Annotated in this window: 23 protein-coding genes; 19 read left to right on the top strand and 4 right to left on the bottom strand. The window is 66.5% G+C overall.

The genetic code is table 11. The features are described from left to right. Positions 1-6 precede the first annotated feature (6 nt). The 5 genes from cobN to cobJ are packed head-to-tail and all read left to right on the top strand — an operon-like array spanning position 7 to position 6,838. Entirely contained in the window at positions 7-3,426 is a 3,420-nt protein-coding gene (cobN, locus tag QW861_RS32960; protein ID WP_316194000.1) for a cobaltochelatase subunit CobN, read from the top strand. Next, complete coding sequence (gene cobG, locus QW861_RS32955) at positions 3,423-4,694, top strand: precorrin-3B synthase (RefSeq protein ID WP_316193999.1); 1,272 nt, start codon at positions 3,423-3,425, stop codon at positions 4,692-4,694. The genes cobN and cobG overlap by 4 nt, the downstream gene beginning before the upstream one ends. Continuing rightward, positions 4,687-5,319: a precorrin-8X methylmutase gene (locus QW861_RS32950; protein WP_315718437.1), complete on the top strand. Its 633-nt coding sequence runs from the start codon at positions 4,687-4,689 to the stop codon at positions 5,317-5,319. Before cobG ends, QW861_RS32950 begins: the two co-directional genes overlap by 8 nt. Further along, complete coding sequence (locus tag QW861_RS32945; RefSeq protein WP_315718438.1) at positions 5,316-6,074, top strand: precorrin-2 C(20)-methyltransferase; 759 nt, start codon at positions 5,316-5,318, stop codon at positions 6,072-6,074. The genes QW861_RS32950 and QW861_RS32945 overlap by 4 nt, the downstream gene beginning before the upstream one ends. Then, positions 6,071-6,838 carry a precorrin-3B C(17)-methyltransferase gene (gene cobJ, locus QW861_RS32940; protein ID WP_316193998.1) on the top strand — a complete coding sequence of 256 codons (768 nt, stop codon included), beginning with the start codon at positions 6,071-6,073 and terminating at the stop codon, positions 6,836-6,838. The genes QW861_RS32945 and cobJ overlap by 4 nt, the downstream gene beginning before the upstream one ends. On the opposite strand, the gene QW861_RS32935 is transcribed toward cobJ, so the two are convergent. Next, positions 6,802-7,575: a cobalt-precorrin-6A reductase gene (locus QW861_RS32935; RefSeq protein ID WP_316193997.1), complete on the bottom strand. Its 774-nt coding sequence runs from the start codon at positions 7,573-7,575 to the stop codon at positions 6,802-6,804. The genes cobJ and QW861_RS32935 overlap by 37 nt on opposite strands. Before the next feature lie 14 nt (positions 7,576-7,589). Here QW861_RS32935 and cbiE point away from each other — a divergent pair, with 14 nt between their 5' ends. From cbiE to cobM, 3 genes are read left to right on the top strand one after another with little or no spacing between them, the layout of a single operon-like run. Next, positions 7,590-8,825 (top strand): precorrin-6y C5,15-methyltransferase (decarboxylating) subunit CbiE, encoded by a 1,236-nt coding sequence (gene cbiE / locus QW861_RS32930; RefSeq protein ID WP_316193996.1) that lies wholly within the window; start codon positions 7,590-7,592, stop codon positions 8,823-8,825. Beyond that, positions 8,822-9,226, top strand: coding sequence for a cobalamin biosynthesis protein (locus QW861_RS32925; protein ID WP_316166972.1), 405 nt, complete (start codon positions 8,822-8,824; stop codon positions 9,224-9,226). The genes cbiE and QW861_RS32925 overlap by 4 nt, the downstream gene beginning before the upstream one ends. Continuing rightward, complete coding sequence (gene cobM / locus QW861_RS32920; RefSeq protein ID WP_315718443.1) at positions 9,223-9,984, top strand: precorrin-4 C(11)-methyltransferase; 762 nt, start codon at positions 9,223-9,225, stop codon at positions 9,982-9,984. Before QW861_RS32925 ends, cobM begins: the two co-directional genes overlap by 4 nt. Here the strand turns inward: cobM and QW861_RS32915 are convergent. Further along, complete coding sequence (locus QW861_RS32915) at positions 9,954-11,084, bottom strand: cobalt-precorrin-5B (C(1))-methyltransferase (protein ID WP_316193995.1); 1,131 nt, start codon at positions 11,082-11,084, stop codon at positions 9,954-9,956. The two genes, cobM and QW861_RS32915, sit on opposite strands and share 31 nt — an antisense overlap. A 47-nt stretch (positions 11,085-11,131) precedes the next feature. Here QW861_RS32915 and QW861_RS32910 point away from each other — a divergent pair, with 47 nt between their 5' ends. Further along, the gene (locus tag QW861_RS32910; protein ID WP_316193994.1) at positions 11,132-12,472 is read left to right on the top strand and encodes a cobyrinate a,c-diamide synthase; all 1,341 of its coding nucleotides are present in this window, start codon (positions 11,132-11,134) and stop codon (positions 12,470-12,472) included. Then, a complete protein-coding gene (gene bluB, locus QW861_RS32905) occupies positions 12,469-13,125 on the top strand; it encodes a 5,6-dimethylbenzimidazole synthase (protein WP_315718446.1) in 657 nt (218 codons plus the stop codon). Before QW861_RS32910 ends, bluB begins: the two co-directional genes overlap by 4 nt. On the opposite strand, the gene QW861_RS32900 is transcribed toward bluB, so the two are convergent. Together QW861_RS32900 and QW861_RS32895 are read right to left on the bottom strand one after the other, a co-directional pair. Beyond that, positions 13,126-13,851, bottom strand: a complete 726-nt coding sequence (locus tag QW861_RS32900) for a formyltransferase family protein (protein ID WP_315754507.1) — start codon at positions 13,849-13,851, stop codon at positions 13,126-13,128. Positions 13,852-13,869: 18 nt separating this feature from the next. Further along, positions 13,870-15,201, bottom strand: a complete 1,332-nt coding sequence (locus QW861_RS32895; RefSeq protein WP_315754505.1) for a hypothetical protein — start codon at positions 15,199-15,201, stop codon at positions 13,870-13,872. 941 nt (positions 15,202-16,142) lie between these two features. On the opposite strand from QW861_RS32895, the gene QW861_RS32890 reads away from it, so the two are divergent. From QW861_RS32890 to QW861_RS32850, 9 genes are all read left to right on the top strand, one after another. Continuing rightward, entirely contained in the window at positions 16,143-16,847 is a 705-nt protein-coding gene (locus QW861_RS32890) for an RNA polymerase sigma factor (RefSeq protein ID WP_315754502.1), read from the top strand. A gap of 138 nt (positions 16,848-16,985) precedes the next feature. Then, positions 16,986-17,810: a flagellin gene (locus tag QW861_RS32885; protein ID WP_315718450.1), complete on the top strand. Its 825-nt coding sequence runs from the start codon at positions 16,986-16,988 to the stop codon at positions 17,808-17,810. Between the two features lie 61 nt (positions 17,811-17,871). Continuing rightward, positions 17,872-19,587 carry a flagellar filament capping protein FliD gene (fliD, locus tag QW861_RS32880; RefSeq protein WP_315754500.1) on the top strand — a complete coding sequence of 572 codons (1,716 nt, stop codon included), beginning with the start codon at positions 17,872-17,874 and terminating at the stop codon, positions 19,585-19,587. Continuing rightward, positions 19,587-20,012 carry a flagellar export chaperone FliS gene (locus tag QW861_RS32875; protein WP_315754498.1) on the top strand — a complete coding sequence of 142 codons (426 nt, stop codon included), beginning with the start codon at positions 19,587-19,589 and terminating at the stop codon, positions 20,010-20,012. The genes fliD and QW861_RS32875 overlap by 1 nt, the downstream gene beginning before the upstream one ends. Before the next feature lie 231 nt (positions 20,013-20,243). After that, positions 20,244-20,516 carry a hypothetical protein gene (locus QW861_RS32870; protein ID WP_315754497.1) on the top strand — a complete coding sequence of 91 codons (273 nt, stop codon included), beginning with the start codon at positions 20,244-20,246 and terminating at the stop codon, positions 20,514-20,516. 364 nt (positions 20,517-20,880) lie between these two features. Beyond that, the gene (locus tag QW861_RS32865) at positions 20,881-21,546 is read left to right on the top strand and encodes a flagellar hook assembly protein FlgD (protein ID WP_315718454.1); all 666 of its coding nucleotides are present in this window, start codon (positions 20,881-20,883) and stop codon (positions 21,544-21,546) included. 22 nt (positions 21,547-21,568) lie between these two features. Further along, positions 21,569-22,807 carry a flagellar hook protein FlgE gene (flgE, locus tag QW861_RS32860; RefSeq protein WP_315754495.1) on the top strand — a complete coding sequence of 413 codons (1,239 nt, stop codon included), beginning with the start codon at positions 21,569-21,571 and terminating at the stop codon, positions 22,805-22,807. A 2-nt stretch (positions 22,808-22,809) separates the two neighbouring features. Next, the gene (locus QW861_RS32855) at positions 22,810-23,079 is read left to right on the top strand and encodes a hypothetical protein (protein ID WP_315754493.1); all 270 of its coding nucleotides are present in this window, start codon (positions 22,810-22,812) and stop codon (positions 23,077-23,079) included. A 15-nt stretch (positions 23,080-23,094) separates the two neighbouring features. Then, entirely contained in the window at positions 23,095-23,547 is a 453-nt protein-coding gene (locus QW861_RS32850) for a flagellar protein FlgN (RefSeq protein ID WP_315718457.1), read from the top strand. Positions 23,548-23,552: the final 5 nt, after the last annotated feature.

Raw genomic sequence — 23,552 nt, 5'->3', positions numbered from 1 at the left:
TCACCGATGCACCTGCTGGCGACAACGGGCGCGGATCTCGACGACCTCGAACAGGCCGTGGATCTTGCACAGTCGCCGGCCGAGATCGTCGTGCTGTCGTTCTCGGACACCGACCTGTCGGCGCTGGCCGAAGCCTGGACCGTGTCGTCGGATGACCTGCCGAGCCTGCGCCTCGCCAGCTTGAAACGGCTGAAGCATCCGATGTCGGTCGATCTCTATGTCGACCGCGTCGTGCTGGGCGCGCGCGCCGTCGTCGTGCGCTGTCTCGGCGGGCTCGACTATTGGCGCTACGGGCTGGAGCGCATCGCATCGGTCTGCCGCAGCCGCCACATCCTGTTCGCGGCACTGCCGGGTGACGATCGCGCCGACGACAGGCTTGCTGAGCTCTCGACCTTGCCGCAGGACGCGACCTCGCGTCTCTACGGTTATCTGCACGAGGGCGGGGTCGGCAATGCGCGCGAGGCGCTGCGCTATCTCGCGACGCTGCTCGGGCGCGACGCGCAGTTTGCCGAACCGATCGCGATCGGTTCGATCGTCGGCTTCATGCCCGATCGCGGAGCCGTCGGCATCGATGATCTCTGCAGCCATGATGATGCGCGGCCGAGCGCGCTGATCGTGTTCTACCGTGCGAGCCTGCTCGCTGCCGATACGGCCGGGATTGCTGAGCTGATGCGGGCGATCGAAGCCAAAGGGCTGGCGGCAGTCGCGGTCGCGGTGACCAGCCTGAAGGATCCCAATATTGGGGATGCACTGGCGCGACTCGTCCAGCGCCGGCGTCCTGCGATCATTTTGAACGCCACCGCGTTCTCGGCGCTGCGCGACGGCGGCACCACGGTGCTCGACGTGGCCGATGCACCAGTTCTGCAAATCATCCAGGCGCAGAGCACGGAAGAGGCCTGGGCCTCGTCGGTGCGCGGACTGTCGCCGACGGACCTTGCGATGAATGTCGTGCTACCGGAGCTCGACGGCCGGCTGTTGGCGCGCCCGATTGCGTTCAAGGGCGAGGCGCCGGCGGATGAGCGTCTGCAGTTCAGCGCGATGCGCTATGTGCCTCAACAGGACCGCATTGCTTACGTCGCGCAACTGGCGGCGCGATGGGCGCAATTGCGGGGGCTGCCGGCCAGCGAGCGGCGCGTGGCGCTGGTACTCTCCGATTATCCGTCGCGCGGCGGGCGTTGCGGCTACGCCGTCGGTCTCGACACCAGCGCAAGCGCAGCCGCCATTGCGCGGTTGTTGGCGGAGGCGGGGTACGATATCGGCCGTGTAGCGCCGACTGCGGACGATATCGAAACGCTGCTGCGGGACGAGGCAGATCAGCTCGTGGTGCCGCTCGCGGCCTATCGGTGTGCTCTGGCGCCGTTGCCGGACGATCTGCAGCGTGCGCTACATGACATCTGGGGAGAGGCGGAAGCGGACCCCGCGTTCCGGGATGGCGCCTTCCATTTTCCGGTGCTGCGTGCGGGAGAACTCCTAATCTTGTTGCAACCGGATCGTGGCAGTCGCGCCGATCGCAAGTCCGGTTATCACGACACCAGCGTGCCGCCGCGGCACGCCTATGTCGCGCTCTATGCATATCTGCGAGAGGCCGAGCGGATCGATGCGCTGATCCATCTCGGTGCGCATGGCACGCTGGAATGGCTGCCGGGCAAGGCGCTGGCGCTGTCAAATGCCTGCTGGCCGGAGGCCGTGCTGGGCCCGCTGCCGGTGATCTACCCCTTCATCGTCAACAATCCCGGCGAAGCGATGCAGGCCAAGCGGCGGTTGTCGGCACTGACGCTCGGGCATCTGACGCCGCCGCTGTCGCAGGCCGGTCTGCACGGATCCCTGCTGGAGCTGGAGGGGCTGGTCGAGGAATATGCCGAGGCGGATGGCCTCGACAAACGCCGCCTGAAACTGCTCGAGGAGGAAATCGTCGCGCGGGCCTGGCAGGGCGGCCTGGCCGCCGATTGCGGGCTCGACCGTGCCATGACCGGACGCGAGGCGATCGCGCAGCTCGATGCGCAGCTCTGCGACATCAAGGAGCTCGCGGTGCGCGACCGCCTGCATGTGTTTGGGGAGGCGCCCGACACGGCGGCGACCGCCCTGCTGGCCGATGCGATCACGGCGGCGATGGGGCAGGCGGTGACGGTCGATCGCGCCGACATCGCCGCACGGATCGCCGCGAGCGCTGCGGCCGAGCGCAGCGCGTTGCTCGCCGCGCTCGATGGCCGGCGCGTTGCTGCCGGTCCCGCCGGAGCGCCGAGCCGCGGCCGTCTCGACGTGCTGCCCACGGGCCGCAATCTGACCGCGACCGATCCGCGCGCGATCCCGACCCGGACCGCGGCCCTGGTCGGCGTACGCGCGGCTGATGAGGTGATCCGGCGCTATTTGCAGGATCATGGCGACTACCCGCGCGCGCTCATGCTCGATCTCTGGGCGTCCGCATCGCTGCGCACGGGCGGCGACGATCTGGCCCAGGCCTTGGCTTATCTCGGCGCGCGGCCGCGCTGGGACCTCAACTCCAATCGGGTCACCGGCGTCGACGTGCTGCCGTTGGCGATGCTCGACCGCCCGCGCATCGATGCGACGCTGCGGATCTCGGGGCTGTTCCGCGACCTGTTCGAAGCGCAGATCGCGCTGTTTGATCTCGCCGTGCAGAAGGTGGCGTCACTCGACGAGGACGATGCCGACAATCCGCTGGCCGCGGCACGGCGGCGCGGCGAGAGCCTGGCGCGCGTGTTCGGCGGCGCACCCGGCAGCTACGGCGCCGTTGCCGCCGACCTCGCGCTCGGGATGGACTGGACGAGCCGGTCGCAGCTCGGCGAAGCGTATCTTGAGAGCACCGCTTACAGTTTCGGCGGAGCGCATGACGGCGTGTCGGCCTCCGACACGTTCCGCGCCCGCGTCCGCAGCGCCGATGCCCTCGTGCATCCGCAGGACGATCGTGAGCGCGACCTCCTCGATGGCGAGGAGGTGGCCGATTTCGTCGGAGGCTTCGCAGCCGCTGCAGCGTCGCTCGGCGCGTCGCCCGTACTGCTGCATCTCGACACCAGCCGTCCGGAGGCGCCGGCGGCGCGGAGCTTCAGCGAGGAGATCGCCCGCGTGGTGCGGGGCCGTCTCACCAATCCGCGCTGGATTGCGGGAATGCTCGCGCATGGCTATCGCGGCGTCGCCGAGATCGCACAGGGCGTCGACGCGCTCTATGCCTTTGCCGCCACCTCTGACGCCGTCGCCGAGCACCTGTTCGATCTGGCGCATGGGGCGCTGCTGCGCGACGAGGCCGTGTTGGACAACATGGTCGCGCGCAATCCCGCGGCGGTCGCCGCGATCGTCTCGCGATTTGAGGATGCGCTACGCCGGCAGCTATGGGTGCCGCGCCGGAATGCAGTCGCCGATGAGCTTGCGCATGCCCGCACGCGCCTGACGCAAACGGAGAACGTGTCGTGACCGCCGCAGTCGAGATCAAGGGCTGGTGCCCGGGCGCGCGGCGTCCGATGCCGAGCGGCGATGGGCTCATCGTTCGCGTCCGGCCGCATGGCGGCGCGTTGCCGGTGTCGGCGCTGCGTGAGCTTGCCGAGGCCGCTCAGCGCTACGGCAATGGCCAGATCGACCTCACGCGCCGTGCCAATCTGCAGATTCGCGGCGTATCGTCCGAGACGCTCGCGCCGCTGTGGGAACTGATGGCATCGCTCGGCCTGCTCGATGACAGCGCCGAGCTCGAGGCCATCCGCAACATCGTCGTCAACCCGCTGGCGGGACTCGACCCGGCCGAATGGGTCGACATGCGCCCCGTCGCCGCCGAGCTGGAGACGCTGCTGGCCTCGGATCAGGCGCTCCATGCGCTGCCGCCCAAGTTCGGCTTTGCGCTGGACGGCGGCGGCAGGCTGCCGCTGACCGGGCTCGCCGCGGATGTTCGTCTCGTCGCCTGTGGTGGTACTGAGGCAAGGCGGATCGCCGTCGGCATTGCCGGTTCGAACGACGATGTGTGGCTGGGAACGGCAGCCGTGACCGACGCGGCGTCGACGGCCGTTCACCTCGCGCGGCTGGTGCTGCAACACAGCCCGACGCGGCGTTCCGCGACGTTGCAGCCGCAAGCGAGCGCTGCCATCCGCGCTGAACTGGGCCTCGATGTTTCAAACGCCATCGCGACGGCGTCAGCAACCATTTCGCAGCGACGTTGCGGCGTCATCGCTCTGACGGATCAAACCTGCGCCGTCGGTCTCGGCGTGCCGTTCGGCCGCATTGATAGCGGCACGCTGGCGCGGCTCGCGGCCATGCTTGCGGCGCATGATATCGCCGAGGTCCGCTTGTCGCCATGGCGCGCGCTTTATGTCGCCGCGGGTGCCGTGACCGCGGAGCAACTGGCGGCGGATGCCGCCCGGCTCGGCCTGGTCGTCGACGATGCCGATCCACTGATGCGCATCGACGCCTGCTCGGGCGTCGGCTGCTGTCCATCGACCGGATTGGCGACGCGACAGCATGCCGGCCTGCTCGCGGATGCGATGGCTCGGACCGGATTCAACGGCACGCTGCACGTCTCCGGCTGCGCCAAGGGCTGCGCACGCTCGGCAGCCGCGGACGTCGTGCTGGTCGGCGAGGGCGAAGGTTATCACGTCGTCCGCAACGGCACGGTGAAGAGCGAGCCCTGCGGCATGCTCGATCCCACCGAGATCGTCGACGGGCTGTTCGAAACGAAAGAAAAGGCCGATGTCTGAGCTGCGCGACTACATCAAGGACGGCGCGGAGATCTATCGCCGCTCGTTCGCGACCATCCGCGCCGAGGCCGATCTGTCGCGCTTCCGCGGACTGGAAGAGAAGATCGCCGTGCGCATCATCCATGCCTGCGGCATGGTCGAGATCACCTCCGACATCGCGATGTCCGAACACTTCGCCGCCGCGGCGCGGGAGGCGCTCGATCGTGGCGCGCCGATCCTGTGCGATGCCAAGATGGTGGCGCAGGGGATCACGCGGGCGCGGTTGCCGGCGAGGAACGAGATCATCTGCACGCTCGATGCGCACGAGGTGCCGGCGCTCGCCGCGCAGCTCGGCACGACCCGATCCGCAGCAGCGCTGGAGCTGTGGCGGCCGCACCTCGGCGGCGCCCTGGTGGCGATCGGCAATGCGCCGACGTCATTGTTTCATCTGCTCGACATGCTCGATCAGGGCGCGCCGCGACCGGCGGCGGTGATCGGAACGGCTGTGGGGTTCGTGGGAGCCCGCGAGTCCAAGGAGGCGCTCGCGGCCGATGGTCGGGTACCGTATCTGATCGTCAAGGGCCGCAAGGGCGGCAGCGCCATGGCGGTTGCGGCGGTGAATGCGATCGCGAGCGACGTCGAATGAGCCTGCTCGACACCATCGCGGGCTCGGCCGATCCGGGTACGCTGTACGGCATCGGCGTCGGTCCGGGCGACGTTCGCTATCTGACCTTGCGCGCCGCTGGTCTGGTTCGGTCCGTCGATGTGGTGGCGTTCTTTGCCAAGCGCGGCATGGAAGGCAACGCGCGACGGATCGTGGCGCCGTTGATGGAATCCGGCCGCCACGAGCTGCGGCTCGAATATCCGGTCACGGAGGAATTGCCCGTCGCCGACTTGTCCTATCAGTCCCAGATCGCCGATTTCTACCGGCGCGCGTCGGAGAGCATCACCGCGCATCTTGCGGCGGGGCGATCGGTCGGTCTGCTGTCCGAAGGCGACCCGTTCTTCTACGGCTCGTTCATGCATATGTGGCGGCGGCTCGAGCGCGATCATCCGGTCGAGGTCGTCCCGGGCGTCACCGGCATGTCCGGCTGCTGGACCAAGGCTAATGTTCCCATCACCTGGGGCGACGATGTCCTGTCCGTGCTGCCGGGCACGCTGGGCGAGGACGTCCTGCATGACCGGCTGACGCGTTGCGAGGCCGCCGTCATCATGAAGGTCGGGCGCAACCTTGCTAAAGTGAAGCGCGCGATCATCAGCGCCGGATTGCTCGATCGCGCGCTCTATGTCGAGCGCGGCACGATGGAGGCGCAACGTGTCGCGCCGCTGGCCGAGGTAGAACTGGACCGCGGCCCCTATTTCTCGATGATCCTGATCCCCGGACAAGGGCGCCGGCTATGACGGGTACACTGACGATCGTGGGCGTCGGCCCGGGGCGGGCCGAACTGATCACGCCGGCCGCCGCGGCCGCCATCGCAGGCGCGACCGATCTGATCGGCTATGGACCGTATCTCGACAGGGTGACCACGACGAGTCCGGGGCAAATCCGGCACGCCAGCGACAATCGCGTCGAGCTCGACCGCGCCCGCCACGCACTCGGGCTCGCAAGCGACGGCAAGCAGGTCGCGGTGGTGTCGGGCGGTGATCCCGGCGTGTTCGCGATGGCCGCAGCGGTGTTCGAAGCGGTCGAGGCGGGACCGGCGGCGTGGCGTGACCTCGACATTCGCGTCGAGCCTGGTGTCACCGCGATGCTGGCGGCGGCGGCCGAGGTCGGGGCGCCGCTCGGTGGCGACTTCTGCGCGATCTCGCTGTCCGACAATCTCAAGAGCTGGACGACCATCCGCCGCCGCCTCGAGGCGGCGGCCGCCGCCGACTTCGTCATCGCGCTGTATAATCCGCTGTCCAAGGCGCGACCTCATCAATTGGGCGAGGCGTTCGCGCTGCTGCGGCGGATCAAGCCGGCTTCGACCGTCGTCGTCATGGTGCGGGCCGCGGGCAGTGGTGATGTCCGACGGATCGTCACCACCTTGGGCGAGGTCGATCCCGGCAAGGCGGACATGCGAACGCTCGTGCTGATCGGATCGACCGCCACGCGCCTGATCGCGCGCGAGGGAAAGGCGCCCTACGTCTATACGCTGCGCCGCGAGGTCGAGGGCGGCGCATGAGCCAGTCGTGCCTCCAGCCATTGCAACGCGGCTCGCGCGCCGTCCAGCGCGACGCCCTGCGGCTTGTCGGGTCGGGCGATCATCACCACGGGAATCGCGAGCCGCCGCGCGGCTGCGATCTTCGGATAGGTCGCGGCGCCTCCGGAGTTCTTCGACACCACGAAGGCGATGCGCTCCTGGATCAGAAAGGCTTCCTCTGTCGCCTCGTCGAACGGCCCGCGATCGTGGACGAAGCGAATGTCGGGCGGCAACGCGACGTCGCCAGGCGGATCGATGGTTCGCGCGACGTAGTGATGCTGCGGGGCTGCTGCGAAGGCTGCGAGCTCCAGGCGACCAAGGCTGAGGAACACACGCGCCGTATCTGCTCCGAGCGCGGTAGCCGCGTCGTCGGCACTGCTGACCTCGATCCAGCGGTCGCCGGCCTGACGTTGCCATGCCGCGCGCCGGATCGACGCCAGCGGCACCGACAGCGCATGGCAGGCTGCAACCGCATGTCGCGAGATCTGGTCGGCGTAGGGATGCGTGGCATCGACGACGGCGTCAATTGCATGATCGCGCAGCCAGGCTTCCAGTCCGGCGATGCCGCCGAAGCCGCCGATGCGCGTCGGCAGCGGCTGCGGTCTGGGCGAAGCGGTGCGGCCGGCGAGCGAAAGCGTCGCTGCGAACCGGTCGTCGCCGGCGAGCAGCTTCGCCAGCTCCGAAGCCTCGGTCGTCCCGCCGAGAATGAGGATGCGCATGCGGGGCAGGGTCCATGGTGAACTCGGCCGCAACTTGCAACGCGCAGCGCTGGCTGTCCATCGTCGGGATTGGCGAGGATGGTGTTGACGGTCTCTCAACGTCTGCACGACGTCTCATCGCGCAGGCGGCGCTCGTGGTCGGCGGCGCGCGCCATCTCGAGCTTGCGGCGCCGTTGATTGCGGGGGAACGGCTGGCGTGGCCCAGCCCGCTGAAGCTCGCGTTCGACCAGATCGCGGCGCGACGGGGAGAGCCCGTCGTCGTTCTCGCAAGCGGCGATCCTTTCAACTACGGAGTCGGCAAGCAGCTGATGCAGCGTTTCGCGTCCGCCGAGATGCTTTGCGTCCCGCAGCCCTCGGCCTTCAGCCTCGCAGCGGCACGGCTCGGCTGGCCGCTGCAGGATGTGGCGCAGGTGACGCTGCACGGCCGCCCGCTCGAAGGGATCATCCGCCATCTCGCGCCGGCGGCGCGCATTCTGGCCCTGGCCTGGGACGGTTCCACTGCCGCACGGCTCGCCGCGCTGCTGACCTCACGCCGCATGGGACGCTCGCGCCTGACGGTGCTGGAAGCGATCGGCGGCGCGCACGAACGGGTGCGCAGCGCGTCGGCCGACGCGTTCGATCTCTCTGATATTCATCCGCTGACGACGATCGCGATCGATGTCGACGCGGAGGTTGACGCGCCCGTGATCCCGCTGACCGCCGGTCTTGCCGATGACCTGTTCGAGCATGACGGCCAGTTGACCAAGCGCGAGGTCCGCGCCGTGACGTTGTCGGCCCTGGCGCCGCGTCCGGGCGAGCTGTTGTGGGACGTCGGGCTGGGCTCGGGTTCGGTGGCAATCGAGTGGCTGCTGCGTCATGGCTCGTTGCGCGCAATCGGCATCGAGGCGCGCCAGGACCGGGCCGACCGGGCGATGCGCAACGCGCTGGCGCTCGGCACTCCCGAGCTGACACTGGTGACGGGGCGCGCGCCAGCGGTGCTGGCGGATCTCGAAACGCCGGATGCGGTCTTCATCGGCGGCGGCATTTCGGAAGCGGGGGTGTTCGAAGCCGTCTGGTCGCGGCTGAAACCCGGCGGCCGCCTCGTCGCCAACGTGGTGTCGCTCGAAGGCGAGACGCGGCTGAGCGCGTTGTTCGGCCAGCATGGCGGTGAACTGATCCGCATCGCCGTTTCGCGCATCGAGCCGGTTGGCCGCATGCATGGCTGGCGGCAGGCCATGCCGATCACGCAGTGGCGGGTGACGAAGCCATGATCGCGCTCGGGATTGGTTGCCGGCGTGCCGCCGACGTCGCAGATATCGAGGCGGTCATCGCGCATGCGCTCTCGCTTGCGCGCCTCGCGCCCGCAGACGTGGCGGTGCTCGCCACTGCGGCTGACAAGGCCAGTGAGCCTGGCGTGATCTGCGCCGCGCAACGGCTTGGCCGTCCGCTCGTCGCCATCGCCTCTGCTGACATGGCGGCTGTTGCCGATCGCGCGATCACGCGGAGCGATCGCGTCAGGTGCTTGAAGGGTGTACCTTCGGTTGCCGAGACGGCGGCGCTCGCTGCCGCCGGCGTGAATGCCCGACTGATCCTCGCGCGCGTCGCAAACGCCGTAGCGACCTGCGCGGTGGCGGAGGGCGACGGCGCCATTGTTGCGGAGCCTGCCTCATGACGGTGCATTTCGTTGGCGCGGGTCCAGGCGCGCCGGACCTGATCACCTTGCGCGGCCGCGACCTGATCGCGCGCTGCCCGGTGTGTCTCTATGCGGGCTCGCTGGTCCCTCGGGCGCTGCTCGATCATTGTCCACCCGGCGCGCGTATCGTCGACACGGCACCGATGTCGCTCGACGAGATCGTCGCCGAAATCGAGCGCGCCACGCTCGCGGGCGAAGATGTGGCGCGACTGCATTCCGGCGATCTCTCGATCTGGAGCGCGCTCGGCGAGCAATTGCGGCGCCTCGATGCGTTGCGGATCCCGTACACGATCACACCGGGCGTGCCGTCGTTCGCGGCGGCTGCCGCCGCGCTTGGCCGCGAACTGACCTTGCCGGGCCTCGCCCAATCGGTGGTGCTCACGCGGACGTCCGGCCGCGCGTCGGCCATGCCGGAGACGGAGCAGCTCTCGCTGTTCGCGCAGTCGCGCGCCACGCTCGCCATCCATCTCTCGATCCACGTTCTCGATAGAGTCGTTGACGAGCTGCGGCCGCATTACGGCGACGACTGCCCGGTGGCGATCGTCTATCGCGCGAGCTGGCCGGATCAGTTGGTCCTGACCGGCACGCTGGCGACGATCGTCGGACAAGCCGCGGCTTCCGCCGTGGAGCGGACCGCGCTGATCCTCGTGGGCCGCGCGCTCGCAGCCGAGGATTTTCGCGACAGCGCGCTGTACGATACCGGCTATCAGCGGCGCTTCCGGGGGAGGGGCGAATGAGCCGGTCCCTGACTTTGTCCCACCAGCCGGCCGTCACGGTCGAACACGGCGACGTCGAGGACCATGTCGTTGTCGCCCAGCGCACGCCGCGCCGTCTTCCAGGCGGCGAGCGCGACGGCCTCGCCGGCGGGAAATCCGACCCGCTCGGCCTCCTGCAGCACCTGCAGCGCGGTGTTGGCCGTGCGTGCGCTCGTGACCAGCGTGGCCGGCGCCCCCGCGTCATGCAGCGTGTTCGCGAGCCAGCCGAGATCGACCTCGCCGGCGCGCGAATGCAGGTCGAGCAGGCCCTGGCCGAGCTTGGTCATCTTGGCGAAGCCGCCGGCCACGGTGACGCGGGCGATCGGATGCCGGCGCAGATATTTCAACATGCCGCCGGCGAAATCGCCCATGTCGATCAGCGCCGTCTCCGGCAGGCCATGGAGCTGCTGCACGGCCTTCTCGGACGTGCTTCCCGTCGCGCCGGCGATGTGCGGCAGGCCAGCCGCGCGCGCGACGTCGATACCGCGATAGATGGAGTGGATCCAGGCAGCACAACTGAACGGCACCACGATTCCCGTGGTGCCGAGGATCGACAGGCCGCCGACAATGCCGAGCCGCGGGTTCAGCGTCTTCCTGGCGAGCTCCTCGCCGCCGGGAATGGAGATCTCGACGGCCACATCGCGCGCCGCGCCGAGCGCTGCAGCGGCCTCATTGATCGCCGCCGCGATCATCTCGCGCGGCACCGGATTGATCGCAGGTTCTCCCGGCGGCAGCGGCAATCCCGGTCGCGTCACTGTGCCGACGCCGGGGCCGGCGCGGAACGTCACGCCGGACTTGTCTGCACCGCGCTGCAGAGTCGCTTTGACCAGCGCACCGTGCGTGACATCGGGATCGTCGCCGGCGTCCTTGACGACGCCCGCGGTTGCCTTGGTGCCGTCGGTCTCATGCATCGCGATCGCAAAGCCGACGCGACGTCCGCCGGGCAAGGCGATCTCGACCATGGCAGGACAGTTGCCCGTGATCAGCAGCTCGTAGGCGGCGCGCGCCGCGGCCGTGGCGCAGCTGCCGGTCGTCCAGCCACGCTTCAGCGGTTGGTTCGGCGGATCCGCAGTTTCCTTCATGTCCGTTCGCATAGCACATTTTGCCATGCCTCGGCGGCGTTGCGGCCATGACCATGGTGGCGCCCAACGGAATCATCGTCGCCGCGCCGCGTTCCGGCGCCGGCAAGACGACGGTCACGCTCGGGCTCTTGCGTGCGCTCAGCCGGCGCGGCGCGCGCGTGCAACCCTTCAAATGCGGCCCGGACTATATCGATCTTGCCTATCACACGGCCGCTGCAGGACGGACGAGCTACAATCTCGACGGCTGGGCGATGTCGGCGCGGCAACTGCTCGGGCTTGCCTGCAGCGTTGCCGCCGACGCCGATATCGCCATCATCGAGGGCGTCATGGGCCTGTTCGATGGTGCGTCACATCCCGGGCGCGCGGGCAGCGGCTCGGCCGCGGATCTCGCAGCCCTGACCGGCTGGCCAGTCGTGCTCGTTCTCGATGTCAGTGGGCAGACCGAGACGGCCGCCGCCGTCGCGCTCGGCTGCGCGCGTTTTCGCGACGATGTTCGCGTGGCCGGGGTGATCCTCAATCGGGTCGCGAGCGAGCGCCACCGAGCGCTCATCGAGCCGGCGTTCGCGGCTATCGGAATCAAGGTCCTCGGCGCTCTGGCGCGGGACGCGCAATTGACCTTGCCGGAACGTCATCTCGGCCTGGTCCAGGCCCAGGAGATCACGGCCATCGAGGCCCATCTCGAGCGTCTCGCGGCCAGCTTGTCTGGATCGGTCGATCTCGACGCGCTGCTCGCTCTCGCGAACCCGATCCGCGCGCCCGATCTGGCGGCGCAGACATCCAGCCTCGGCCTCAAACCGCCCGGACAGCGCATCGCGTTCGCAGCAGATGCCGCCTTCTCGTTCAGCTATCCGCACCTCCTCCGGCACTGGCGCGCTCAGGCCGCGGAGACCATTCCGTTCTCGCCGTTGAACGACGAGGCTCCCGATCCCGCAGCCGACGCGGTCTGGCTGCCAGGCGGCTATCCCGAATTGCACGCGGGACGGTTGGCCTCGGCGCGGTCGTTCCTCGATGCGTTGCGCGCGATGGCGTTACGCGGCGTGCCGATCCACGGTGAGTGCGGCGGCTACATGACGCTGGGGACAGGACTCGAGGATGCTCACGGTGTCCGGCATGCGATGGCCGGGCTGCTGTCGCTGGAAACGTCGTTCGCGCGCCGCCGTCTGCATCTCGGCTATCGTCAAGCGACGCTCTTGGCCGACTGCAGTCTCGGCGGAAGAGGGGCCGTCGTTCACGGTCACGAATTCCACTATGCAACCATCCTGAGCGAGGCAGACGATCCGCTGATCGCGTGCCGCGATGCGTCGGGCGGCGTCGTCGCCGAGCGCGGCGCCCGGCGCGGGTCGGTGACCGGATCGTTCCTGCACGTCCTGAGCGGGGAGGGCGCATGAGCGAGCCAGGCCGAAGCCCTCCGCAGTTCGACGCGACATTCCGGCAGCGCTTTGCCGAGCTGGTGCGCTGGCGTCGCGACGTCCGCCGTTTCCGCGCCGATCCGGTCTCCCCAGAGCTGATCGAACAGTTGCTCGCGCTCGCGTCCCATGCGCCATCCGTCGGCTTCTGCCAGCCCTGGCGGTTCGTGCTCGTCGAGAGCCCTGAACGCCGCGCGACGGTCATCGAGAACTTCCAGCACGCGAACCAAGCCGCGCTCGCCGGCTATGACGGTGAGCGCCGCGCGCTCTATGCAAGCCTCAAGCTGGAAGGCTTGACGCAGGCGCCGGTTCATCTCGCAGTCTGTGCCGACGAGGGCGCTGCCACCGGTCATCGTCTCGGCCGCGCCACGATGCCGGAAACGCTCCGCTACTCGGTGGTGGCCGCGATCCAGACGTTCTGGCTGGCAGCGCGCGCGGAAGGTCTCGGCGTCGGCTGGGTGTCGATCCTGGACCCGGCGGCTGTCTGTCGTGAACTCGAGTTGCCGTCCGACTGGAGCCTGATTGCGTATCTCTGCGTCGGCTGGCCGCAGGAGGAGCATGACGATCCCGAGTTGGAACGTCACGGCTGGGAAACGCGGCTCGACCAGACCGTGATCAAGCCGCTCAAGCGCTAGTCACGATGCGAGCGCCAGCGCCGGTGCGTCAACCGTCATCGGCTCGCCGACAGCGTCCGCGGCGCGCATGAGCTGAAACCGTGTGCCGTGCAGGTTGAGGGTCAGTGGAATGCCGCGGAAATCGTCGTGAAAGGCGCGGATGCGGCGCGCCATTTCGGCCGGATCGATGTCGACGGGCATGTCGCACATGGCGGCGTACATCTGCCGGGTGCTCTTCGCGCCGCTCCAACCGGTGCCGAGTGCCGGCAGCCGGCCGGCATGGCAGGCGAGGTCGCGCGACATCCGCCAGAACAGATAGGCGAGCCGCACGAACGTCATCTGCTCCAAGCCGCGGACATCCACGCCTCGCGGGATGTCGAACGTCTCGACACCGACGATCGCGCCGCAGTCGACCCGGGCCTCCATCGCATGGGCCGTCGCGCCGAAGCGCGTCGCACCGTCGTACATCGCGAAATGGGCCGGTGCCCAGCCGGGATAATCCGGCGGGCCCGGATGAAAATTGTAGGCGCCGTGGCCGACCGCCTGAAGGATGGCGGCGGGCACGATGACGCCGGTCGTGAAGGCAAGCAGGCGGGATCTGCCGAGCACGTCGCGCTCGATGGCTTCGATGTCCTGCAGGCTGACCGCGAAACGGAATGCGAGGGCAGGGTTGTGCGCCCGCAGGAGCTCCGACAATGCGAGCTGCTGGTCGCGGCTGCCGGTGAGAAGGATGATGGTGTCGAACATGATTTGTCCTGGCTGGCGTCAGTGGCGATGGGCGTTGAAGCTGGCGGGCCGGCGCGTCGCTTCCGAGGCGGCGGTGGCGGCGAACAGATCGGCCGGCAGTTCCTGACCGGGGATGATCTCGAGCACCATGTTGTCGGCCAGCAAAGCGGCCTCCCTCGCGATGCGAACCTCCGGCGGCCACGAGCACAGCGAAAGCTCGAGGCGGCCAAAGCCGCCGCAATCGGCGACGAAGGCGCTCGTCAGCCTCTCGATGCTGTCAGCCGTTGCGCGTGCGCTACTGCGTTCGACGTCGCGCAGGATGACCGTGATGCCCCGGTCGGACTTCACTCTCGAGCGCACCACGAGCAGCGACTCCAGCGCGCCGACGCGCCCAGCCCGCCGCGGCGACCGCGCCACCTCGGCGAAGTCCGGGTCGGGACCAAGATCAGCCTTGGTCGGCTTCAGATTGTGCACGATCGTCGCGTTGCGGACCCCGGCTTCCCCTGCAACGGCATGAAAGCTGCGGGGAAGCCAGACCGTGTCGAGCGCGATCTGAGACGTTACCGCACTCCAGGCCTGGTCGATCAGATAGCCGCCCCAGACATCGGGGTATGACGAGGCGATCTCGCGCCAGGTCGTCAGCATTGTCTCGGCCGCCTTGGAGCGACCGAAATAGAGGGTGCGCGGCGACATCTCCCAGCCGTTCCACTTATGGACGGCGAAGTCGCAGCCCGTCAGATGAGGAAGGTCCGGGGCGGCTTGAAACATCACGTCGGCCTCGACGTACAACAGCGGCTCGCGGTGACGCTGCCACATCCGCGCGATGAAGTCGGCCTTGTCGGCAGCGCTCAGACGCTCGCCGGGGCGTCGATCGATCGCCTCGATGTCGAATGGGAGCCCGAACCGCTGCAGCGAGCGTCTGAGATGATAGACGTGCAGGTCGCCGACCGTCGTTGGATGGCAGGACACGACACGCATCGCAGTTGCGGGTGCCGCCTCCGGAGCAGGCCAGTCGCGGCCGCCCCACCACAATTCATGCGGACCGTCGGCTGAGGTGCCGACGGTACCGAACGCGGTCAACTTGGATTTCAGGAAATCGAACGCAGGATTTTCGCCGAAGGGGATGACCACGGCGTCATACGTTGTCAGCGAGCCATGCAGCAGTTCGGCACCCGCGCCCGTTGGCGGGTCGAGCAGGACGACCGTACGGCCACGGCCAAGCGACGGACGGTCGCCGCAGTGAATCGGCGGCCCGAACGTCCGCGACAGCCATTGGAGACGACGACCTTGCTGCTGACCGAGCTTGACGCCAAGAGCGCGCAGGGCTTGCACCGGGTCGTCGTCAATGGTCTTCGGGTCTTGTCGCGTCATGCCGGGTCCTCCTGCACAATCAAACGGACCACGTCAGCCAATCAGGCGCGTCGATCGCGCATGTGCTTGCGCTGATGAATTGCGATGATGCGCGTAGGACGAGGCTCTCGACACGGAAAACGCGAACTTCGTTTCGCAATGTTGCCGGGCGCGCCGCTCGAAACCCCAACGGTTGAATCGACATCGTGATTGCAGAAGCGGAAGTACGTGCATTCGCGTCCGGTCTGATCAAGTTAACCAGCACTGACGTGAGCGATTGGGCGCGCAAAAGCGATCGCTGTGCGGATCCCGCGCTTCACGCTGATACGTTGAACGCAACTCCGCTCCGGAGAGTCTGTATCGATCGAAACATTCAGCAACATTCGGTGACGCTATGGACATCGATGGACATCCAGGCATGTGTCGATGGCGCGCGACGCATCACGTCGTTCGCTCCATTTTGTCGCGTCATCAGCAACTACAACGTACGAACGCGACAGATCAGGCGCGTCATGTCGCAAAAATCGTCACGCGATTCAAAAATCGCGTCTGCGGCAACTGACAGAGTCGAAAAATGAGATAATTTCGTCGAGGTGATTCGGAAAAAATTGCCGGGCGAGATGATCGTTTCGCAAGAATTCCGGACCTTGCGCGAGCGCGGATTTGGCGTGCGCGGTACGCATCCACGGATGCTGTTAGTAAGCGTTGCAGCTCGCGTTTTCTGCTGAATTCGTCTTCCGGAATGAAATCCCCGCCATGCCGAACATCGGCCTTTCCTCCTCAACGACCGTCGAGCGCTCGATCCGCGTGCGGCAGAATTTGCCTGTCCCTAGGCAAAACATTCCATCTAACTACCTGAAAAGTCACAAAAAATCTTCGCCTGCTTCTCTCGATCGCAGCGTTCAACGATCGGAAGCCGTCTGCGAACTGCGTAGTCGGCATTGCGGGTTGGAGATTCGGAAATGAGCTACGCGCTGGACGTCTGGGCCCCGGCCGATGGCGTATCTTCGAAGGAGCCGGAGGCGCCGGACGTTGCGACGCTGCTGTCGAGCGAGTCGGCCAGCACCGTTCCCGACTCCGCGCCGCCAGGCGAGGCTGCGATCTTTGACGAGGACAAGGATCTGCTCGACCGGCTGGCCACTGGAGAGGAGCTCGCATTTCGTCTCCTCGTCGAGCGCCACATCGACCGCGCCTATGCGATTGCGTTGCGCATCGTCGGCAATGCTGCCGATGCAGAGGACGTCGTGCAGGATACGATGTTGAAGGTCTGGACGCACCGGGGGCGGTGGCAGCACGGCCGCGCCAAATTCTCGACCTGGCTCTATCGCGTCGTCAGCAACCGCTGCATCGACATCCGGCGCAAGCCGCGGACCGAGAATGTCGATGTGGTGCCCGAGGTTGCGGACGGCAAGCCGGATGCAGTGAGCGTCATCGAGCGTGCGGAGCTCAGCGACCTCCTGGAGGGAGCGATGCAGCGGCTTCCGGAACAGCAACGGATCGCTGTGATCCTGTCGTATCACGAGAACATGAGCAACGGCGAGATCGCCGAGGTGATGGACACGACAGTGGCCGCCGTGGAGTCGCTGTTGAAACGGGGACGCCAGCATCTGCGCGACATGCTGCGGCGTCACGAGCGCGACATTCGCGGCGCCTTCACGGATTGCTAACCATAAAAATCCCGTCGCGGGAGAATTCCCGCCTGATTCCCGCAGGCGCTTCCGTTTGATCGGTCAGACGGGGCCGATCCGCACCGTCAGTCCTTCCACGATGCGGCGTGCTTTGCCGATCACTCAGGAGTCCTCACCGTGCCCGCAATTTCCACCAACATCGCCGCCAACTCCGCCGTCCGCTACCTGAACATCAACTCCAACCAGGAGACGAGCTCGCTCTCCAAGCTGTCGAGCGGTTCGCGCATCACGTCAGCCTCGGACGACGCGGCCGGTCTCGCCATTTCGACGCGCATCTCGTCGGACATCACCACGCTGCAGCAGGCCGCGACCAACACGGCGCAGGCGACGTCGATCCTGCAGACCGCGGATGGTGGCGCATCCAACATCAGCGACATCCTGGCGCGCATGAAGTCGCTGGCCTCCGAGTCCGCATCGGGCACCACGGTCGGAACCAGCCGCACCTACATCCAGTCGGAATTCTCGCAGCTCACCAGTGAAATCTCGTCGATCGCGACCGGAACGCGCTATAGCGGCCAGAGCCTGCTCGACGGCACCAGCACCTTCTCGTCGGGCGTCTCGGTCCTGGTCGGCTCGTCCGCGTCCGACACCATCAACATCACGCTGTCGGATCTCACCGCGAGCACGCTCGGCGTCTCGTCGCTCGACGTCAGCACCCAGACCGGCGCGACCGCAGCCTTGACCGCTCTCGACACCGCGATCGACACCGTGTCGAAGGCCCGCGCCGACATCGGCGCGCAGGAGTCGCGCTTCAACTTCTCGGCCGACTCGATCTCCACGCAGACGCAGAACCTGCAATCGGCCAATTCCGCGATCAAGGACGTCGACATCGCGTCCGAGCAGGCGAAGCTGTCGTCGGCGCAGGTGAAGACCCAGGCCGCGGTGTCGGCGGAAGCCGCCGCCAACCAGATCCCGCAGTACCTCCTGAAGCTGCTGGGCTGAGCCGTGATCTGCCGGGCCGGCGCCTCGCCGGTCCGGCTTTTTCCTTGGAGGACGACGACGGATGACGGTGAGCAGCGCAACCTCGAGCACGAGCAGCACGACGTCGTCGTCTTCATCATCGTCGACGAGCTCGAGCAGCTCGCTCACGACGTCGGGCACGAGCACGACGAGCACGATCGACTGGACCGCGCTGATCGAGTCCGCCGTCAATGCCAAGCTCACCCAGGCGACCCAGATCTCGACCAAGATCACGGCCAATGAGGCCAAGATCACGGCGTATCAGACGCTGCAGACCGCGCTGAAGACGCTGTCATCTGGATTGTCGTCACTGGCGACGTCGATGGTGAACTCGCTTGCGACCAACGCCTTCGCCACGCGGGCCGCCACCATCAGCGCGACCGGCGACGTCAGCGCCTCATCGGCTCTGTCGATGTCGGTGAGCAACGGAGCCGCGACCGGCAGCCACACGCTGACGATCAGCCAGGTCGCCACGGCTCACAAGGTGACGGGCGCGACGCAGTCGAGCCAGACCGCGGCACTCGGCTATTCCGGTACGTTCTCGCTCGGCCTGTCCGGGGGCAGCACGGCCGACATCACCATCACCAGCGGCATGTCGCTGCAGGATGTCGTCGACGCGATCAACGCCCAGAGCTCCACGACCAATGTCGAGGCGTCGATCGTCCAGGTATCGAGCGGGTCCTATCAGCTGGTGCTGACGGGAACCCAGGATGCCGCGGACATCACCTATGCAAGCTCGTCCGGGGACGACATCCTCAACAAGCTCGGGGTGACCGACAGCTCGGGAGCCTTCGCGACGGTGCTGCAGACGGCCCAGGCCGCGGAGTTCACGCTCGATGGGATCAGCCTGACGCGCGATACCAACGACATCACCGACGTTCTCAGTGGCGTCACCTTCGACCTGCTGCAGGCGACCCCGTCCGGAACGACGCTGACCGTCACGATCGGGACGGACACGAGCCAGATCTCGTCGGCATTGCAGACATTCGTTACCGACTACAATGCATTCCGCGATGCCGTGATCGCGCAGCAGACCACCAATTCAGACGGGACGGCGTCCTCGAGCTCCGTCCTGTTCGGTGACGGCACCATGCGCGACATCATGAATTCGCTTCAGGCCGTGCTCGGAACCTCGGTCGGCGGGTCGACGATGGCCGACCTTGGCCTGTCGTTCAACGAGAAGAACGAGCTCGAACTCGATACCAGCACGCTGTCGACGATCCTCAGCACCAATCTGAGCGGCGTGACGACGTTGTTGTCGGCGCAGACCAAGACCTCGTCGAGCCAGCTCAGCGTGGTCAATACCGGGTCGTCGCCGCAGTCGTTCACCCTTGATCTGACGGTGGATTCGTCGGGAAATCTTTCGGCGGCGTCCGTCGGTGGCGACAGCTCCCTGTTCACGGTGAGCGGCAACACGATCGTGGGCAATTCCGGGACGATCTATGCCGGGATGGCCTTCACCTATGCCGGCTCGACGTCGCAATCGATCACCGTGACCTCCACACAGGGGCTCGCGACCCAGATCTACCAGATCGCCAAGACCGCATCATCCAGCACGGGATCGCTGCAGACGCTGATCGATAATCTGACCTCGCAGGACGACACGATGCAGGCCAAGGTCGATGACATCAAGAGCTCGGCCTCCACGTTCCAGACGCAGCTTACGGCGCAGTACGCCAAATATCAGGCTGCGATCGAGAGCGCCAACAACACGCTCACTTATCTGAAAGCCCTTCTCAACGCGAGTTCGAGTAACTGATGACCCAGAATTCGATGGCGCAATTCGCAAGTCAGGCCTATCGCGGCGCTGCGGTGGCCGTTCCGCCGCTGCGGGCCGTCATCATGCTGCTCAACGGAGCGATGATGAGCTTGCAGAAGTCGCTGCAGGCGCAGGAGGCTCGCCGCTTCGAGGAGGGGCACACCCATGTGACCCGGGCGACGGCCATTCTGCGCGGATTGAGCCTTCACCTCGATCCGACGCGCGGCGGGCCGGTCGCCGACCAGCTGTTCGGAACCTACAACGCCCTGATCGTGGCCGCGCTGCGGGCCTACGGTCGACCTCACATGCGCGAGAATTTCCAGCGGATCACTGAAAGTCTGCTGGAACTGCGGGAGGCGTGGGAGGCTGTCGAGGCGGCAACCCGGGGAAAGCGAGCGGCCGGTGATTCGGCCAACCCTCGGTAGCTTTGGCGAATCAGGCCCCTGCCGCACCGCGGAAATCTTGGGAAACGGATCAGAAACGGGCTGCATTGTCTCCCGTTTCGGTATCCAGTGCGGCCTCGCGTGCATACGGCTCCCGAAAAGTACGGAGTTTTCCGTGTCCGGTTGCGGTCGATCGCCACAATTGCCGATATCAATTTCGTTCGCGGGCTGAATGCTTTATGACCAAGCTGGAAGCGCTGGATTGGGCGGACGATGGACGTCAGGGAATTCGAGGATCTGATCGGCAGGCTGGGTGAGGACATCTCGCGCTGGCCAGCGGAGCAGCGTCAGTCAGCTGCTGACCTGCTGGCATCCTCTCCCGAAGCCGATCGATTGCTGTCCGAGGCACGTCTTGTTCGTGAGGCGCTGTCGTCGCCGCCGGCGCGTGCACCCGCGGGCTTGACGTCGCGCATCCTTGCTGCGGCCCATCGCCTGACCCAAGAGGAAGCGGCAACCGCCCCGGCCGACGCCCACCAGCCTGGCTGAGCCCTAGCCAGGGCCGAGCTTGGGCGGCTACGCTTTGGCCGGTTGGACTTCGGCGCTGGAAGCGCAACACCATCGCATCAGTCATCTCGCTCAATCTGTCGAGCTCTCTTGCGCGCGAATCCGGGCGCCCGAGTGCGGCGACGGCGAACCGTCGCGCCGATGCAGATCGGAGCCTCGCACCAGGCGATTTTTGCCCACTCAGCGCAACCGCGCGGCGGCAAATTCTGCCGTCGGATCAACTAATTCGACCGACTAATTGTGCGCCTGGAATCGGCGTTCCGGCCGTTTGATCAGCAAACGCCTTCACGACCGCGTGGTCGTGCTGTGTCCCGCCGTCGTTCGCGGCGCGAGCCGGAGTTCTGCCATGACCGTTTCTGCCGCGAGTTCGTCGACTGCGACCACCTCATCGACCTCATCATCCAGCGACACATCTCGTACGACACTCAGCTCGACCGACTTTCTTCAGCTCCTGGTGAGCGAACTCCAGAACCAGGATCCGCTCAATGCGACCAGCGTGACCGACTTCATCAACCAGATGACGTCCTACGCCAACTACACCTCGCAGCAGTCGCTCAACAGCAGCATGACCTCGCTGGCCGGCTCGTTCTCGAGCCTGGTGACGCTGAATTCGGTGAACTACATCGGTCACACCGTCGAGGCCAAGAGTGACACCGCCGTTCTCTCGAACGGCTCGGCGACGTTCGGCTACTCGCTGTCGTCGGCGGCATCGAACGTTTCGATCTCGATCAAGGATTCCTCCGGAAGCACGGTCTGGACCGGCACCGGGACCGGCAACAAGGGCGCCAATTCGATCACCTGGGACGGCACCGATTCCAGCGGCAATCAGCTCAGCGACGGCGGCCAGTACACGATCTCCGTGACGGCGACGGACTCCGCGGGCACCTCGGTCCTCAACTACACGACGGTCACCGGGACCGTAACCGGCATCGACACCTCGACCAGCACGCCCTCGCTCACCGTCGGCGGCGTTCCTGTCAGCGCCAGCAACATCATCGGCGTCACCTCCTGACGGCATTACCCGGAGTACAATCATGAGTCTTTCTGGAGCCCTGTCATCGGCGATCTCGGCGCTCAATGCGCAGAGTTCGTCGCTCGCCATGATCAGCGACAACATCTCCAACGCCGATACGACCGGATACAAGACCACCTCCGGCCTGTTCGAGCAGCTGGTGACGGCATCGAGCAGTTCGAAAGCCTATTCCTCGGGGGGCGTCTCGGTCTCCGGCCGTGCCAACATCACGCAGCAGGGGCTGCTGGCCGCCACCACCAACGCGACCGACGTCGCAATCCAGGGCTCGGGTTTCTTCGTCGCGACCAACTCGACTTCGGCCGGAGGCGAGACTTTCTACACCCGCAACGGCGCGTTCACCACCGACAATGCCGGCTATCTCGAGAACGACGGCTACTATCTCGAAGGCTGGCGCACCGATGCAACCGGCAACGTGGTCGGCAACGGCCTCGAGCCGGTCAATACGAAGGTGGCGCTGACGAATGGTGGGGCGACGACCAAGACGTCGCTTGCGGCCAACCTGCCGGCCGATGCCGCGAGCGGAGACACCTTCAGCAGCTCGATGACCGTGTACGATTCGCTGGGGCAATCGCACGCGCTCAACGTCACCTGGACCAAGGGGGCGACGGCGAACGAATGGACCGCCGATTTCGCGCCGGCGACGGCGTCGGACGGCACCGTGACGAGCGGCACCTATACGATCGATTTCAACTCTGACGGCTCGCTGAACACGGTGTCCTCGACCAATCTCGGTATCACCTGGAACAACGGCGCCGCGGCGAGCTCGATCGCGCTCAGCTTCGGCACCACCGGCGGCGGTACCGACGGCCTGACCCAGTTGTCGTCCGGCAGCACGACGCCGAGCGTCTCCAACTTCAGCGCCAATTCCGATGGCATCTCGTTTGGCACGCTGAGCAGCATTTCGGTCGGCAAGAATGGTCTCGTCGAGGCGACCTATTCGAACGGACAGACGGTTCCGATCTACAAGCTCGCGGTGGCGACCTTCGCCGATCCCAATGGTCTCGTGGCGCATAGCAGCGGCATGTACACGTCGACGGCGACGTCGGGCAATGCGACCCTGCAGGCGTCCGGCGAGAATGGTGCAGGAACCATCTACGGCAGTGAGCTGGAATCGAGCACGACCGACACCACGGGCCAGTTCAGCAACATGATCTCGGCTCAGCAGGCCTATTCGGCGGCATCGCAGGTGATCTCGGCCGTCAACAAGATGTACGACACGCTGATTTCGTCGATGAGGTGATCATGGCCGACCTGAAGAGGGAGCGGCTCGGCGAGGGCGAGGCTCTGCTGAAGAGGCTGCAGCGGCTGAGACTGCGCGCTGCGACCGCCGGCAAGGACGACCGCGCGCAACTGCTGGCCTTGATCGACGATATCGAAACGGTCCGACGAAAGCTGCTGCGTGAATGCGCGCTGCTCGACGAAGAGCTCAAGGTCGCCACCGTGAGGGTGACGGCGCTGAATACCTACGCCCGTGTCGCGCAGATCAGCCGCCGACCGCAGCGTGAACAGTAGGATGGGAGCGACAGGATGAAACACGCAATTCAGGCCGATCAGCGGCCGGCCAGCGAAGATGAAGTGCGGACCTTGATCGCGCTGATCGACGAACTCATCGCGGTGGTGTCGGAGGAGAATGCGGAGCTTGCCAAAGGGCTCCCGGCCTCGCGTTCCAAGCAGCTCGACGACAAGAATCGGCTCGCCGGGCTGTTTGAGCAGCGGGTCGCCGAATGCGCCAGGCGAACGGCGAGCCTCGACGTCCGCGACCGTGTGCTGCGCGAGCAGCTCATGGAGCACATCTTCAACCTTCGTGGCGCGATGGACGAGAACCTCGTTCGGCTGCGGGCTGCGATCGAAGCCAGCAATCGTCGCATCGAGGCGGTGATGCAGGCGATCCGCGAGCAGATCGCGAATGCCTCGCCCTATGGCGCCGGTGGACGTCGTACCGCGCGTGCGACGTCCTGTGGAACCAACGTGAGGGCGTGATGGCC

This window comes from Bradyrhizobium sp. SZCCHNRI1029 (assembly GCF_032487555.1).
Classification (GTDB): Bacteria; Pseudomonadota; Alphaproteobacteria; order Rhizobiales; family Xanthobacteraceae; genus Bradyrhizobium.
Note: the sequence above shows the minus strand (reverse complement) of the source record. Positions and strands in the feature narration are given on the sequence as shown.

What these genes read in the sequence shown, in the direction of transcription:
- QW861_RS32925 (WP_316166972.1), top strand. Translation starts at nt 8,822, where the DNA reads ATGATCGCGCTCGGGATTGGTTGCCGGCGTGCCGCCGACGTCGCAGAT.
- QW861_RS32855 (WP_315754493.1), top strand. Translation starts at nt 22,810, where the DNA reads ATGGCCGACCTGAAGAGGGAGCGGCTCGGCGAGGGCGAGGCTCTGCTG.
- cobJ (WP_316193998.1), top strand. Translation starts at nt 6,071, where the DNA reads ATGACGGGTACACTGACGATCGTGGGCGTCGGCCCGGGGCGGGCCGAA.
- QW861_RS32895 (WP_315754505.1), bottom strand. Translation starts at nt 15,201, where the DNA reads ATGACGCGACAAGACCCGAAGACCATTGACGACGACCCGGTGCAAGCC.
- cbiE (WP_316193996.1), top strand. Translation starts at nt 7,590, where the DNA reads ATGGTGAACTCGGCCGCAACTTGCAACGCGCAGCGCTGGCTGTCCATC.
- QW861_RS32875 (WP_315754498.1), top strand. Translation starts at nt 19,587, where the DNA reads ATGACCCAGAATTCGATGGCGCAATTCGCAAGTCAGGCCTATCGCGGC.
- QW861_RS32935 (WP_316193997.1), bottom strand. Translation starts at nt 7,575, where the DNA reads ATGCGCATCCTCATTCTCGGCGGGACGACCGAGGCTTCGGAGCTGGCG.
- QW861_RS32915 (WP_316193995.1), bottom strand. Translation starts at nt 11,084, where the DNA reads ATGAAGGAAACTGCGGATCCGCCGAACCAACCGCTGAAGCGTGGCTGG.
- QW861_RS32865 (WP_315718454.1), top strand. Translation starts at nt 20,881, where the DNA reads ATGACCGTTTCTGCCGCGAGTTCGTCGACTGCGACCACCTCATCGACC.
- cobM (WP_315718443.1), top strand. Translation starts at nt 9,223, where the DNA reads ATGACGGTGCATTTCGTTGGCGCGGGTCCAGGCGCGCCGGACCTGATC.
- QW861_RS32950 (WP_315718437.1), top strand. Translation starts at nt 4,687, where the DNA reads ATGTCTGAGCTGCGCGACTACATCAAGGACGGCGCGGAGATCTATCGC.
- bluB (WP_315718446.1), top strand. Translation starts at nt 12,469, where the DNA reads ATGAGCGAGCCAGGCCGAAGCCCTCCGCAGTTCGACGCGACATTCCGG.
- flgE (WP_315754495.1), top strand. Translation starts at nt 21,569, where the DNA reads ATGAGTCTTTCTGGAGCCCTGTCATCGGCGATCTCGGCGCTCAATGCG.
- QW861_RS32900 (WP_315754507.1), bottom strand. Translation starts at nt 13,851, where the DNA reads ATGTTCGACACCATCATCCTTCTCACCGGCAGCCGCGACCAGCAGCTC.
- QW861_RS32910 (WP_316193994.1), top strand. Translation starts at nt 11,132, where the DNA reads ATGACCATGGTGGCGCCCAACGGAATCATCGTCGCCGCGCCGCGTTCC.
- QW861_RS32870 (WP_315754497.1), top strand. Translation starts at nt 20,244, where the DNA reads ATGGACGTCAGGGAATTCGAGGATCTGATCGGCAGGCTGGGTGAGGAC.
- fliD (WP_315754500.1), top strand. Translation starts at nt 17,872, where the DNA reads ATGACGGTGAGCAGCGCAACCTCGAGCACGAGCAGCACGACGTCGTCG.
- cobN (WP_316194000.1), top strand. Translation starts at nt 7, where the DNA reads ATGCACCTGCTGGCGACAACGGGCGCGGATCTCGACGACCTCGAACAG.
- QW861_RS32945 (WP_315718438.1), top strand. Translation starts at nt 5,316, where the DNA reads ATGAGCCTGCTCGACACCATCGCGGGCTCGGCCGATCCGGGTACGCTG.
- QW861_RS32890 (WP_315754502.1), top strand. Translation starts at nt 16,143, where the DNA reads ATGAGCTACGCGCTGGACGTCTGGGCCCCGGCCGATGGCGTATCTTCG.
- QW861_RS32850 (WP_315718457.1), top strand. Translation starts at nt 23,095, where the DNA reads ATGAAACACGCAATTCAGGCCGATCAGCGGCCGGCCAGCGAAGATGAA.